The 13,017-nt window shown below is 69.9% G+C and carries 9 protein-coding genes and 3 pseudogenes; 7 read left to right on the top strand and 5 right to left on the bottom strand.

Annotated features, from left to right (window positions below):
- Positions 1–178 precede the first annotated feature (178 nt).
- Positions 179–2,959 (bottom strand): annotated as a pseudogene (locus IF67_RS0114235) (non-ribosomal peptide synthetase); the annotation flags it as partial.
- A 6-nt stretch (positions 2,960–2,965) separates the two neighbouring features.
- Positions 2,966–5,500, bottom strand: coding sequence for a Pls/PosA family non-ribosomal peptide synthetase (locus IF67_RS0114230; protein WP_078889432.1), 2,535 nt, complete (start codon positions 5,498–5,500; stop codon positions 2,966–2,968).
- A 589-nt stretch (positions 5,501–6,089) separates the two neighbouring features.
- Here IF67_RS0114230 and sigK point away from each other — a divergent pair.
- Together sigK and IF67_RS46235 are read left to right on the top strand one after the other, a co-directional pair.
- A complete protein-coding gene (sigK, locus tag IF67_RS0114225) occupies positions 6,090–6,608 on the top strand; it encodes an ECF RNA polymerase sigma factor SigK (RefSeq protein WP_420708655.1) in 519 nt (172 codons plus the stop codon).
- Positions 6,608–6,883: a zf-HC2 domain-containing protein gene (locus IF67_RS46235; RefSeq protein WP_107050221.1), complete on the top strand. Its 276-nt coding sequence runs from the start codon at positions 6,608–6,610 to the stop codon at positions 6,881–6,883. Before sigK ends, IF67_RS46235 begins: the two co-directional genes overlap by 1 nt.
- 234 nt (positions 6,884–7,117) lie before the next feature.
- On the opposite strand, the pseudogene IF67_RS46230 reads toward IF67_RS46235, so the two are convergent.
- Positions 7,118–7,393, bottom strand: a pseudogene (locus tag IF67_RS46230) (zinc-binding dehydrogenase); the annotation flags it as partial.
- Between the two features lie 18 nt (positions 7,394–7,411).
- On the opposite strand from IF67_RS46230, the gene IF67_RS44875 reads away from it, so the two are divergent.
- Positions 7,412–7,924, top strand: coding sequence for a hypothetical protein (locus IF67_RS44875; protein WP_234341094.1), 513 nt, complete (start codon positions 7,412–7,414; stop codon positions 7,922–7,924).
- A 105-nt stretch (positions 7,925–8,029) separates the two neighbouring features.
- Here the strand turns inward: IF67_RS44875 and IF67_RS0114210 are convergent, their stop codons facing one another.
- A complete protein-coding gene (locus IF67_RS0114210; protein WP_030985609.1) occupies positions 8,030–8,959 on the bottom strand; it encodes a LysR family transcriptional regulator in 930 nt (309 codons plus the stop codon).
- Between the two features lie 147 nt (positions 8,960–9,106).
- On the opposite strand from IF67_RS0114210, the gene IF67_RS0114205 reads away from it, so the two are divergent.
- Positions 9,107–10,354: an MFS transporter gene (locus IF67_RS0114205; protein ID WP_030985607.1), complete on the top strand. Its 1,248-nt coding sequence runs from the start codon at positions 9,107–9,109 to the stop codon at positions 10,352–10,354.
- A gap of 125 nt (positions 10,355–10,479) precedes the next feature.
- Here the strand turns inward: IF67_RS0114205 and IF67_RS41400 are convergent, their stop codons facing one another.
- Entirely contained in the window at positions 10,480–10,680 is a 201-nt protein-coding gene (locus tag IF67_RS41400) for a DUF1918 domain-containing protein (RefSeq protein ID WP_078889446.1), read from the bottom strand.
- Between the two features lie 145 nt (positions 10,681–10,825).
- Here IF67_RS41400 and IF67_RS0114200 point away from each other — a divergent pair.
- From IF67_RS0114200 to IF67_RS0114185, 3 genes and pseudogenes are all read left to right on the top strand, one after another.
- Positions 10,826–11,107, top strand: a pseudogene (locus IF67_RS0114200) (RidA family protein); the annotation flags it as partial.
- A 215-nt stretch (positions 11,108–11,322) separates the two neighbouring features.
- The gene (locus IF67_RS0114190) at positions 11,323–12,222 is read left to right on the top strand and encodes an aminoglycoside phosphotransferase family protein (RefSeq protein WP_030985603.1); all 900 of its coding nucleotides are present in this window, start codon (positions 11,323–11,325) and stop codon (positions 12,220–12,222) included.
- Between the two features lie 204 nt (positions 12,223–12,426).
- Positions 12,427–12,948 (top strand): DUF4396 domain-containing protein, encoded by a 522-nt coding sequence (locus IF67_RS0114185; RefSeq protein WP_030985600.1) that lies wholly within the window; start codon positions 12,427–12,429, stop codon positions 12,946–12,948.
- The last annotated feature ends 69 nt before the right edge of the window (positions 12,949–13,017 follow it).

Genomic DNA, 13,017 nt, shown 5'->3' with positions numbered 1-13,017 from the left:
GGTCGAGGTACCGCCGCGCGAACCCCGCCGTGTGCGGGTCGTCGGCGGCGACGACCACGGTGAGCGGCGCGGACAGCTTCACCGCCGGCGGGGAGTCCACGGCGCTGCCGGGCAGCTGCGCGCCGAGGAACACGCGCCGGACTTCCACCCCGCGCTCCTCCAGGCGCTGGGCCGTCGCCACGGCGAGCGCCGTGCCCGAGGACTGGCCCCACAGCCGGAGCCCGGTCAGGCGGAGGCTGACGATCTCGTCGGCGACCTGCTCGGCCACCTGCGTCATCGGCGCGGTGGGCTCACCCGCCGCGACCGTGCCGGGGGCGGGCAGCGCGACGGCGTAGAGCGTAGGTCCGGTGCCTTGCAGGGCCTCGGCCAGCGTCTGGAACTCGTCCGTGTTCCCGCTGACGGAGGGGAAACACACCAGGGAACCTGCCTGGGCGGCACCTGCTTCCGACAGGGGGCGCACTATCCCGGGGCGCGGCTCGGACCCACCGTCGACCTGTCCGGCGAGATCGGCCAGGACCGGGTGACGGGTGAGGTCCTTGACGGAGACCAGCCGCCCCAGGGTGACCGCGAGTTCCACCGCCGACAGCGAAGTGCCGCCGCGGTCGAAGAAGTTGTCCTGCCGCCCTATCTGTTCCTGCGGGATGCCGAGCACCTTGGCCCACGCCGCGGCCAGCCGCCGTTCCGTCGGCGTGCGCGGTGCGTGGTCGTCGTCCCCGGCCGCGTCGGGTTCCGGGGCGTCGAGTTCCCCGGCGAGTGCTTCCAGCGCCTTCTTGTCGATCTTTCCGTTGGCGGTCAGCGGAAGACTCTCCCGCCAGAGGAAGACGGACGGGACCATGTACTCCGGCAGCAGCTCGCCCAGCCTGCCCCTCAGGACATCGGCCTGCCGGGCGTGCCGGCCGGAGTAGAAGGCCACCAGCCGTTTGCTGTGTCCCGCCCGTCCGGTGACCACTACAGCCCCGTCACCGACTCCCGGCACGCGGAGCAGCGCGTTCTCGACCTCGCCGATCTCGATGCGGAAGCCACGGATCTTGACCTGGCTGTCCTTGCGGCCGAGGAACTCCAGCTTTCCGTCCGGAAGCCAGCGTCCGTGGTCGCCTCCCCGGAAGAGCCGCTGCCCAGGACGGTGCGGATCCGGCATGAAGGCCGGCCGGGTGCGCTCGGGATCGTTGATGTATCCCCGGCCGACGCAGACGCCGGAGAAGACGATCGCCCCGGGCGCGCCGAGCGGTACCGGTGCCAGGTGTTCGTCCACGACGTAGACGTGCACATTGTTGACGGGGCGTCCGACCGGAACCCGCTCGGTGTCCGGTACCCCGTCCATGACCTCGTGGTTGGTGTCGTCCGAGGTCTCGGTCAGACCGTAGGCGTTGACCAGCCTGATCCCGGGCCGGGCCGTGAACCAGCGGTGGACCAGCTCCTTCTTCAGCGCCTCGCCGGTGACCGACACGCACCGCAGGTCCGGCAGCTCGCGCGGCCGGTGCTCGAGGTAGGACAGCACGACATCGAGGTAGGAGGGGACCACCTGGAGCACCGTGACCCGTCCGTCGGCCACCGTGTCCAGGAAGCGCCGGACGTCCAGCACGGCCGCCTGCTCGACCAGCACGGTCCGACCGCCCACCAGCAGCGCGGAGAGCAGCTGCCACAAGGAGATGTCGAAGCACTGGGGTGCGGTCTGGGCGACCACCTGTCCCTCGTCGACCGCCAAGTCGTCGATCTTGGCGTAGAGATGGTTGAGCATGCCCATGTGCTCGCACATGGCGCCCTTGGGCTCGCCGGTGGAGCCGGAGGTGAAGTAGATATAGGCGAGCTGGTCCGGGTCGACGCGGACACCGGGATCGCTGTCGGGGTGGTCCGCTTCCCACACGGCGTCGAGGAAGAGGGTGCGGACCCCGGGCACCGATGCGAGGGCCTGGTCGAGGCCGGCGGCGCTGCCGGGTTCGGTCAGCACATGCCGGCACTCGGCGCGCGAGAACATGACGGCGATGCGGTCGGGCGGAAAGTGCGGCTCGATGGGCAGGTACACACCGCCGGCCTTGAAGACCGCGATGACCGCGGCCATCCACCCCAGACTGCGCTCGGTGACCACCGCGACGACGCCTTCGCGGCGCAGCCCGCCCGCCAGCAGGGCGTGCGCCAACCGGTTGGCATGGACGTTGAGTTCCCGGTAGGTCCACTGCCGGTCCCCTTGTACGGCGGCGACGGCATCAGGGTGCGCCCGTACCTGCTCCTCGAACACTTCGTGGAACCGGCGGTCCGGCAGCTCCCGGCTCGGTCCGGCCAGCCCTTCGAGCTGGAGACGGAGTTCCTCCGCGGACAGCAGGGACTGCCGCCGGTGCTCGGCATCCGGGTCGGCGGCGATCAGTGTGAGCGCCGTGCGGTAGTAGCCGCCGACTCTGGCCGCACAGTCCTTGTCGAGCACGTCGGTCCGGTACCGCAGGCGCAGCACACCTTGACCGCCGTCGCGGGAGACGTCCACCCACAGCACCGTGTCGCCCGCCGGACCGCCGCCCTCACCGAGGAGGTCGAAAACGGTCTCGGGGGACTCCCCGGCACGACCCGGCTCCGGACCGGGCCCACCGACCGGTTCCCGGCGCACCGGCAGCTCTGCCGCTGCCCGGTGAGCATCCAGTACGAGGTCCCGCCACGAGCCGGACGCGGTCGTCAGACGGCAGGGCAGCGGTGTGCCGCCCGGCGCGGCGGGACAGCCGGTCGTGACCTCGTGGTCGCCGGACAGCGCGGCGAGCACCTTGGCGTGCGCGGCCAGCAGCACCGAACTCAGCGGCACCTCCAGCCGGTCCGCCAGCTGACGCAGCGTCGCGAGAAGGGGAGCCGGCAGGGCCGTCCCGTGCTCGGCGGTGCCCGGTACCGGGGCGTGGGTCCACCGGGGGATCCTGGTGAACGCGCCGTCGGCCACTGCGCCGCGCTCGTACGCGGCGTTGGCTTCCGTGGATGCTCTCATCGCCACCTACCTCCAGCCCTCGCCGGCGTCCCGGCCACCGGTCTCCCGGGCCGGATTTCCGCCCCATTGCGCGTGTGGCGGGACGACCTCGCCCTTCATGAGGAAGGAGTCGGGCGCGAGAACCGCGTCGTCACCCATCGCCACGCCGTAATGGACGAAGGCGCCGACGCCGAGCGTGCAGCCCGAGGCGATCGTGCTGCGGTCGGACTTGAAGGTGCCGTCCTCCTGCGAGTGGCACTGGACGACGCTTCCCGTGTTGAGAGTGCAGCCGTCGCCGATGGTGACCAGCGACCGCTCGGTCAGGTAGCAGCCGTCGTCGAAGACCTTCCTGCCGATCCGGACCCCCAGCAGGCGCCAGATCACGTTCTTGAAGGGGGTGCCGTTGAAGATCAGCAGGTACGACTCCGAGGGCACCTTCCAGAAGCGTTCCCGCCGCCAGAAGCGCAGATCGTAGATCGAGCAGAACAGCGGGGTCAGCGGATGGAGCGCCGTCACGGCCCGGTCGACCAGCACGAAGTACACGGCGGCGGACAGCACGACCAGGACATTGCCCAGCGCGATCGCCCAGGCGCCGAGGGTGTCGTAGAGCTCGGCGGCGACCGCCACGAGCAGGGTGACCCACAGGAAATAGAGCCACCGGACCAGCAGATAGAGCGCCATGGTGGCAGCGTTGTGCCTGTTCTTGGCGGTGAGACGGCGGCCCAGTTGCTCGCCGCTCCTCAGCTCGTCGAACGTGCTGTCCCGCTGGACCGAGCGCGGAATCTCGAAGCTGGGTGAGCCGAGAAGCCCGACACCCTCCCGGATCTCGCCGTCGACAGGGACCAGGACCTTCGTCGCGAGCAGGCAGTTGTCGCCCGTCCTTCCCCGTGAGGGGTAGGCGATCCTGTTGCCGAGGAAGTTGCGTGGGCCGATCGATGTCCGGGACACCCGGAAAGACGTGTTCGAGAAGTCGGCGTTCATGATCGACAGACCGTCGGCGACCATGGTTCCGGTCCCCACGGAACTCAGGTACGGGGTCTCGTGTTTGACCTCTGTGCCGAAGTTCGACCCGGTCTGTTCGATCCGGGAGAGGTCGTACCCGAGGCAGCGCCGCAGGTAGTGCACGATGCCGGAGCTGTCGCCGAACAGCCGCATCAGGAACTTCCGGTTGGTCGTGAGGGCGATGATCCGGTGCACCCCGTAGTGGAAGCCGTACAGCGGATAGACCTTGCCCGGAGTGATGGTCCGGCTGAGCAGACGGGGGACGGTGGCCTGGAAGAGGAGGCCGAAGGGCACAGCGGCGAAGAAGAGCAACGACGCCGCCACGGCGCGCACATAGAACATCCAGTCCGTGAGGGCTGTGGGGCCCGGTTCCAGGACCGCGGTGAGCTGCGGCGCCTCGGCCAGCAGAATGCCCACGCCGCCGACCGCCAGGGGCACGTACACGAGCAGCACGGCCAGCAGCTGCAAGGCGCTGTGGGCCGTCCTTCTCCAGGCGCCGCAACCGGCCGGACCCACAGCCCGGTAGTCGACATCGCTCCGCTGCGCCGGTGACCCGTGCCAGTGCTCACCGTCCGGCACCACCTGCCCGCTGTGCAGGGACGAGGCATGGCCGAGCTGAGCCCCGTCGCCCAGCGAAGTCCCGATGTCGAGCACGGTGGCCTCGCTGATGACCACGTCCTTCCCGAGCACCACCGCGCCGGTCTGAATCAGGCCGGCATGGGCCCGGTAACAGCTGAAGAACGAGTCCTTGCGGATGACGGTGCCGTCGCCGACGGTGAGCAGATCGGTGCACACCGGCAGGTTGCGTGAGAAGACCGCGACGTCGCGCCCGATTTTCGCGCCCAGGGCCCTGAGATAGAGCGTGTAGAGCGGCGACCCGACGAACAGGACCAGCGGGTCCGAACGGATCAGCGTCTTGACGACCCAGAAGCGGACGTACGAGAGGCTCCAGACGCGGATCTGCTGGGGCTTCCACCGGCCGATGAGGACCCACTTCACCAGGATCGGCACGGCACACAGCACCAGGAGTCCGACAGCGCCGAACAGGACCGACCGCACATATACGTCGAACGTGCCCGGCCCGGCGGCGATCCACGTATAGCCCCAGGTGCCGATGAGCGCGATGAGATACGCATAGCCGAGGAACGTCAGGAGCTGGAGCGCTCCGCACAGGACGTACTCGGACGTGCTGGCCGGAGCCGGAGCGGCAGCCGGACCCGGGGGAGGGGCCGGTGCCTCGACCGGGGGAGAGGGGGCGGGGGCTGCCACAGCCGCCGCCAGGGCATTGATCGTCGGATTCCGGTAGACGTCCTTCATCGAGACCGACGGCAGGTCGGCACGCTTCCTGACCCGCGCACAGAAATGCGCCATCACCAACGAGTCGGCGCCCAGGTCGTCGAAGAAGTGACGGTCGGCCGATACCTGCCCCGCGCCCATGACCTCAGCCAATGTTGCGGCGAGGACCTCCGCGAGACCGGTGCTGGGGGCATCGACAACGCCCCGATCGGTTGAGGACTCCGCTGGGTCTGAGGTCAATTCGTTGACCGGCTTTCCGATCATGCGAGCTCCCTGGAGAAGTTCCGGCCACCGTCGTATCCCGCTCCGGCAATCACCCCTGTCCCGTAGCTGCTCGATTCGCGCCGCACGGGCGCGTCCTACGGTGTATTCGATGCTCGCGCGTATATGGATTGGTAAAGAGGGGTTTTTTCTCATATGTCGGGATTTTTGTTCGAGGGCTGGACGGGCCGAAAGACCTGTCACGCCGGGTGGAGAGCCCCGGCTCGCGGCCGACCGCTCAGGGATCGGCCCGCTGGGTGCGAGTCGCCGGATGTCCGGCCCGCACGTGGCTGCGTCGTCACCATCGTGCCGCCGTTCCGAGTGCCCGGCGAGGCCCCCGCGCCCCGGAGGACGACCGGCTCAGCCGTACGGGCCCCGACCGGCTGCGCTCTCCGTGATGGGGCGTCAGTGTGAGAGAGCACGGCCGACGCGTGGCAACACATTCCGGCGCACGCCTTCCCGGAGCCACGGTCTTCACCGCATTCAGGATGGGACGGTTCGACACACTGTGAGGCGAAGGTCGCACACTGCAACCGAGGGGTACCGGCCGCCGGAGCGGTCTGCCGCTGACCGTCGCGTGGACGGTCTGCTCGTGCAGGTTGCCCAGGGTGACCAGAAGTCGTTCGCCGACGTGTACGACGCACTCGTGGTGCCCGTGATGGGCATGGCCAGCCGGATCCTGCGTGACGAGGCGCAGGCGGAGGAGGTGACTCAGGACGTGATGATCGAAGTGTGGCGGACAGCCGCCCGGTTCCGTCCGGAGCGCGGCGCCGCGAAGTCGTGGGTCCTCACGCTGGCCCACCGGCGAGCGGTGGAGCGGGTGCGGTCCGTGCAGGCCAGTACGGACCGTGAACGGAGAGCCGCGCAGCTGCACCACCAGACCCCGTTCGACGAAGTGGTGGAGGCCGTCGAGGAGCGGGAGCAGCGCGCCCGGGTGTACCGCTGCCTGGCCGGCCTCGGGAACGTGCAGCGTCTGCCGCTGGTGCTGGCCTACTACCAGGGGCTGACCTACGCGGAGGTCGCCGAAGCTCTGTCCACACCCCCGGGCACGGTGAAAACGCGGATGCGCACCGGACTCCAGAAACTGCGCGCCTGCCTGGGGAGCGGCTGATGACTGCCGCCGAGGATCCGTGCCTGGCCGTCGGCGCATATGTCCTGCACGCCCTTCCGCCCGCGGAGGAGGCCGCCTTCGAAGAACACCTGGCCGGCTGCGACGGCTGCACCCGGGAGGCCGCCGCGCTGGAGGCCACCGTCGCGTGTCTGGCCGAAGCGGAAGCGGTCACCCCGCCCGCCGCGCTGCGCCGGCAGGTGCTCGACCGGATGGCGGCCACCGACCAGGAACACCTGAGGGACGAGGTGCCCGCACTGGGACAGACGCTCAAGTAGGCGGCGTCGTGGCGTGGCGCGGACCGAACCGCGACGCCGTGCCCGCCCCCTCCAGTCCAGGTCGGACATGTCGAGTACGAAGCGGTAGTGGACCTCGTTGCGCCGGAGGCGGTCGAGGGCCTCGTTCACCCGCGCCGAGGGGAGCAGCTCGATGTCGGCGGTGATGCCGTGCTCGGCGCAGAAGTCCAGCATGGCGGCGGTCGCGGGCCTGCCGCCGCTGCCTGCGGAGCTGAGTTTCTTGCGGCCCACCAGCAGCTCGGTGGTCTCCACGGTGACCGGGCCGAGGTGCCCGAGGTGGCTGAGAGTGCCGTCCATGGCCACCAGGCCGAGGTAGGGGCCCAGGTCGTGCGGGGCGGAGATGGTGTCGATGACGACGTCGAACCGGTCCCGGGCCGCAGCCATCTGTTCCGGGTCAAAGGACACGACAAAGCCGTGGGCGCCGAGGCGGCGCGCATCCTCGGCCTTGTCCGGCGAGCGGCTCACCACCGTGGTCTCGGCGCCGAGCGCCACGGCGAGCTTGACCGCGAGATGACCCAGGCCGCCCAGTCCTGCCACGGCGACACGGGTCCGCGGGCCCACGCCGAGAGCCCGCAACGGCTCCCAGACGGTGATCCCCGCACAGAGCAGCGGTGCGGCGGCCGCAGGGTCCAGTCCCGCGGGCAGCGGATAGGCGAACCGGTCGCGTACGACGTACTCGCGGGAGAAGGCCCCCAAGGTGTCTACGACGAGTACCTCCGCCGCCCCGACCTCATCCGGCTGGCCACCTGGGCGCGCCTGGAGCGACGCCCGGCCGGCCATCTGGTCGACGACCCCGACCGCCTCGACGACGGCAAACTGCGCGCCATCAGCGAGGCGCAGGCCGCCGGGCTGGTCCGCAAGGGGGACCCGTTCGACCTGATGGCCATGGTGATCGCCATGTCCATGGCCTGGTCACCGGTCAGCAACGTCTATGCCGCGACCGCCGAGGAGCCCGACGCACTGCACGACCGGCGCCGGGCCCTGCTCCGTGAGAGCGTCCACCGCGCCATGACAGCCGCCTGAAGCGTCCGGTCCGGATTACCGGTCCCACCCCAACGGCCCCGCCGATACGGTCCCCGCCGATACGGCTCATGACGTTGTGGCCGCCGGGCCGAGCGACGGGATTGCTCACTGCGCCCATTTCGGTACCCAGGTCTCGGCGTCGCACCGGCCGGACCGTAGGGAGCCCAGGTAGGTGCGGAGCGTGGCGAGCGCGGGGTGCGGGTTGTCGCCGTGCCAGATCAGCGAGTGCGGGTAGACCGGTGTCGGGTCGTGCACGGCGATGCGCCGCAAGTCGTGGTCGGCGGGCCAGACGAGGCGGGTCTGATCGCCGACGAAGGTCGCCAGCACCGAGGAGTCGGCGATCGTGTCGAGAAGCGGCTCGGTGCCGAAGTCGGGGCCGGTCACCTCGATGGTGAGCCCGAACGCGGCGGCGAGGTCGTCGTAATAGGCGGCCCACTCCGTACCGGCGACGATGCCGGGCATCCAGATCCGGTGCCCGGCGAGGTGGGCGGGTGTGACCGCGCGGGCGGCGGCGAACTCGTGGGCCGGTCCGGTGAGGAGCTGGACGGGCTCGTCGTGGACCCGGGCGGCCTCGATGCCGTCGGGCAGCTGCCGCGCGGGCAGGGTGACGGCGCGGAACGACGCGTCGATCGTGCCGGACCGGACAGCGGCGATGGCGGCGTCGGCGTCGAAGAGCGTCACGACGTCGAGTGCGGTCTCGGGGTGCGCACGGTGGAAGCCGCGCAGCAGGCCTGCCGGCGCGAGCCGCCGTCCGATCACGTCGATGCGCAGCGCACGACTGCCGGGCCGCACGGAAGCGGCCGCCCGCTCTTCGGACTGGAGGAGGTCGCGGGCGTGCGGCAGGAACGCCTGCCCGTCGATGGTGAGCCGGGCTCCGCGCGCACCGCGGGTGAACAGCCGCACACCGAGATCCTTCTCCAGCGCGGCGATGCGCTTGGAGACGGCCTGCTGGGTGATCGACAGGTCGGCGGCGGCTTCCTGAAATCGCCCCCCGTCCACTACGGCGACGAAGGTGCGCACGGCATCGAGATCCACGCCGACACCCTAGATGCACAACCCATGGTTGTGGCTTCCCAGGCGCTGCGGTTGTTTGCTCAGCCGACCTGCCGCTGGCTTTGATGTATCCGGTCAACGCGGGGTTGTGGAAGCGCGACGGTGAGACGACGAGGGGGAGTGCCGGGAATGGGGGCCAGACGGTCGCTGGGGCGGCAGTTCGGATGGCTGTGGGCGGCGTACACGGTCAGCACGTTCGGCACACGGCTCGCGTTCGACGCGTTCCCCTTGATCGCGATCCTTGTCCTGCATGCCGGGCCGACCGAGGTGTCGGTGCTGGCGGCCGCGGGACTGGCGATGGGGGCGGCAGTGGCGGTGCCGCTCGGCCCGTGGGTGGAGTTCCGCCGCAAGCGACCCGTGATGGTCGCGATGGACCTGATCCGGTGCGCGGCGTTGTTGAGCGTCCCCGCCGCGTTCGCGCTCGGCCGGCTCAGCTTCGTCCAGCTCCTGTTCGTGTCGGTCATCGTCGTCGCGGCCGACATCACCTTCAACGCGGCCGGCGGCGCCGGCCTGAAGGCACTCGTCACACCGCAGGACCTGCTCGTTGCGAACGGGCGGTTCGAGGCCACGAACTGGACCGCCACCGTGCTCGGACCGCCGCTCGGCGGGGCCGCGATCGGGCTGTTCGGTCCGGTGGTGACGGTGGTGGCCGATGCGGTCAGCTACCTGCTCTCGGCAGTGGGGATCCGGGCGATCGGCGGCAGCGAGCCGCGCCCCGACCGCACCGACACACGGCCACGCCTCCGGGCCGGCGACCTGCTCGACGGGTGGCGGTACATCCTGACCCACCCGACGCTGCGCCCGCTGTTCTACAACACGATCCTGGTCAACAGCCTGATCATGGCGTCCGCGCCGCTGCTCGCCGTCCTCATGGTCGGGCACCTCGGGTTCGCACCCTGGCAGTACGCCCTCGCCTTCGCAGTGCCCTGCCTCGGTGGCTTGATCGGCTCACGGCTGGCCCGCCGGCTGGTCGCGCGCTTCGGGCAGCACAAGGTCATGCTCACCGTCGGGGCGCTGCGCGCGTGCTGGTCCCTCGGGCCGGCCTTCATCCGCCCCGGCGTTGCCGGGCTCGTGCTCGTGATGACCGTCGAGCTCGGACTGATCACCTGCATGGGCGTGTTCAACCCGGTGTTCAGCACCTGCCGACTGGACCTGACAGGGTCGGACCGCGTCACCCGCACCCTGTCCGCCTGGTCGGTGACCGGCAAAGTCACCACCGCGATCGTGACCGGACTATGGGGCCTGCTGGCCGGCATCACCAGCCCCCGCACCGCGATCGCCCTTGCCGGTCTCCTCCTCCTGACCACCCCGTTCCTGCTTCCCCGACGCGACCACGCGCCGCAGCACGAGCGAGAACTGGCCCCGGGCTGCACATGACACACCGCAGCGCGTGACGGGCCTGCTGGCCATCGCCAGTTGTGACGTAGCGCCGTGGCGGGCGGGTTTCACCCACCACGGCGCTCACCCCACCTCTCGCTCCGAGTGGAGGGGGCTTTGGTGGGTCAGGCGGGCCCGGGTGCCGTGCGATGGTCAACCATGCAGTCCGGTCCCGGGCTCATGATGGTTTCGTGGCCGTTTTCCGCCCTCACCCGGAAGGGCGGCGTCCCGTTCGGGCCGAGAACCTCGACAATCTCAACGACTCGATCGTGCTTGCCCACGACTCGACCGTGCATCACGAGGCGGTCCCCTTTGGAGGCGTGCATCGTTGCGTCCCTCTCTGCCGTTTGCGACACCGCTGAACCTTCCGGCATCACCCGATGTCGCAGAGCGTAATGGTTCGCGTACGCAATGGAGGCGCCACTCGCGGTCGACGGCGGCCCCGGCTCGGTGCCGGGCAGGGGCCGCGCCACGGTCGGCGAAGGTGACCTCGCCGTTCAGGTCGAGCAGTGCTGCCTCAACGTCGGCACCGCCCTGGCCGAGGTCGGCGGCTCCTTCGACGGCGTGGCGAAAATTACCGTCTACGTCGTCGACTGGACCCCCGACAAGATGCCGCTGTTCCTGGAGGGGGTCGCCCGGGCCGCCGCGAAGGTGGGGGGCACCCCGGTACCGCCGGGCACGCTGCTGGGTGTTGCGGCACTGGACGTCCCCGAGCACCTGGTGGAGGTCGAAGCCACCGCGATCCTCGACTGAACAGGTGCTCTTCGCCCTGGACTTGTACGTCACCGCCGGGCCCTCGAACGGTGTCAGGCCTGAGAGGGACTCCGCCCTGGCTGAGACGCAGGACAGCACAGCCGGCGGAGATAACAGCCACCGGAGATAACAGCCAACGGAGATATATGCGTTGACGGGGGAGCCTCCGGACCGTTTCATCAAAGCCGGTTGCTCACTCCGTCAGGAAGGTGCCCATGGGCACTCGCAAGATGCACGCCGACGAGGCGGATATCGACACGTCGTTGGTGCGCGCGCTGCTCGGCGCGCAGTTCCCGCACTGGGCGGAACTCCCCATTGCTCGGGTCGAGTCCGCCGGCACTTCCAACGCCATGTTCCGACTTGGCGAGGACCTGGTCGCGCGCCTTCCCCGCATCGCCGGAGCCGTCGGCGACGTGGCGAAAGAGCACCAGTGGCTGTCCCGGCTCGCCCCGCACCTTCCGGTTGTCATCCCCGTACCGCTCGGCAAGGGAGCGCCGGGGGAGACCTATCCCTGGCACTGGTCCGTCTACCGCTGGATCCACGGCGAGACCCCGACCGCCGGGCGCTTGGCCGAACCCGGCCTGCTTGCCGGGGACCTGGCGGAGTTCATCGCCGCACTTCACCGGGTCGATCCCACGGACGGGCCCCCGTCCTATCGCAGCGAAGCGTTGGCGACACGAGATACGGGGACACGCGCCGCGATCGAGAGAGTGTGCGAAATCGTCGACGCCGACGCGGCTACCGCCGCCTGGGATGCCGCCCTGCGGGCCCCGGCGTGGCCCGGCCCGCCCGTCTGGATCCACGCGGATCTGCAACCCGGTAATCTGCTGACCGTCCGTGGACGGCTCGGCGCCGTCATCGACTTCGGCTGCCTGGGTCTGGGGGACCCCGCCGTCGACCTGATCGCGGCGTGGTACCTGTTGCCGGCCGACGCGCGCGGCATCCTCCGCGCAGGTGCGCAGGCCGATGACGCGAGCTGGGCGCGCGGGCGCGGCTGGGCGCTGTCGATCGCGCTCAACGAACTCTGGTACTACCGGGATACGAACCCGGTCATGGCGGGCATCGCGCGGTACGTCATCGACCAAGTCCTCACCGATCACCAGCACGCCGGGTGAGGAGCCGCGCTCCGTCTGGGGCAGCATCATCATCTGGGCCTTGAACCACCCGGCCGATGCGATCGACACCCCCCCACACCTCTCGCCACCCCACCCCACCCCTCTTGGTGAACTCGAAAGGTACGAGATACCCCCAGTGGGTATCGGTTTTCGGGCGCGGGCCGCAGGAACGGACCACACTGGACGGGAAGGGGGATGACGGTCATGGATCACGCCGCACATCACACCGGCACCGCTCACGACCCCGCCGCGCACGAGACGCACCCCGACCATGGCGGGCGCCGGCCAGGTACAGCGACCTGGGGCGCCGCCGCCAAGGCGACACTGCACTGCCTGACCGGATGCGCCATCGGCGAGATCCTCGGCATGGTCATCGGCACCGCCCTGATGTGGGGCAACGTGTCGACCATGATTCTGGCGATCGTCCTGGCCTTCGTCTTCGGCTACTCCTTCACCCTGTTCGCGGTGCGCAAGGCCGGCCTGGACTTCAAGAGCGCCGTCAAGGTGGCGCTGGCGGCCGACACCGTCTCCATCGTGGTGATGGAGCTCGTCGACAACGGCATCGTCGCCCTGGTCCCCGGCGCCATGGACGCGCACCTTTCCGACACCTTGTTCTGGACGTCGCTGTGGGGCGGGTTCGCCATCGCCTTTCTGCTCACGACCCCGGTCAACAAGTGGATGATCGGCCGCGGCAAGGGGCACGCCGTCGTCCACGCATACCACTGACCGGGACGAGACCACGTGACGTTCCTGCTCGGGGGCTGCCCGGAACTGGCCACGCCCAAGTCCATCCTG

Origin of the sequence: Streptomyces sp. NRRL S-1813 (genome assembly GCF_000719605.1) — a bacterium.
Classification (GTDB): domain Bacteria; phylum Actinomycetota; class Actinomycetes; order Streptomycetales; family Streptomycetaceae; genus Streptomyces; species Streptomyces decoyicus.
The sequence above is the reverse complement of the archived record's forward strand: the minus strand, read 5'-3'. Positions and strand labels throughout refer to the sequence as shown.

Bases quoted from the DNA above. Each gene is read 5' to 3' on its own strand.
- IF67_RS0114230 (WP_078889432.1), bottom strand. From the start codon at position 5,500: ATGATCGGAAAGCCGGTCAACGAATTGACCTCAGACCCAGCGGAGTCC.
- IF67_RS46235 (WP_107050221.1), top strand. From the start codon at position 6,608: ATGACTGCCGCCGAGGATCCGTGCCTGGCCGTCGGCGCATATGTCCTG.
- IF67_RS44875 (WP_234341094.1), top strand. From the start codon at position 7,412: ATGACCCAGGCCGCCCAGTCCTGCCACGGCGACACGGGTCCGCGGGCC.
- IF67_RS0114205 (WP_030985607.1), top strand. From the start codon at position 9,107: ATGGGGGCCAGACGGTCGCTGGGGCGGCAGTTCGGATGGCTGTGGGCG.
- IF67_RS41400 (WP_078889446.1), bottom strand. From the start codon at position 10,680: ATGCACGCCTCCAAAGGGGACCGCCTCGTGATGCACGGTCGAGTCGTG.
- IF67_RS0114190 (WP_030985603.1), top strand. From the start codon at position 11,323: ATGGGCACTCGCAAGATGCACGCCGACGAGGCGGATATCGACACGTCG.
- IF67_RS0114185 (WP_030985600.1), top strand. From the start codon at position 12,427: ATGGATCACGCCGCACATCACACCGGCACCGCTCACGACCCCGCCGCG.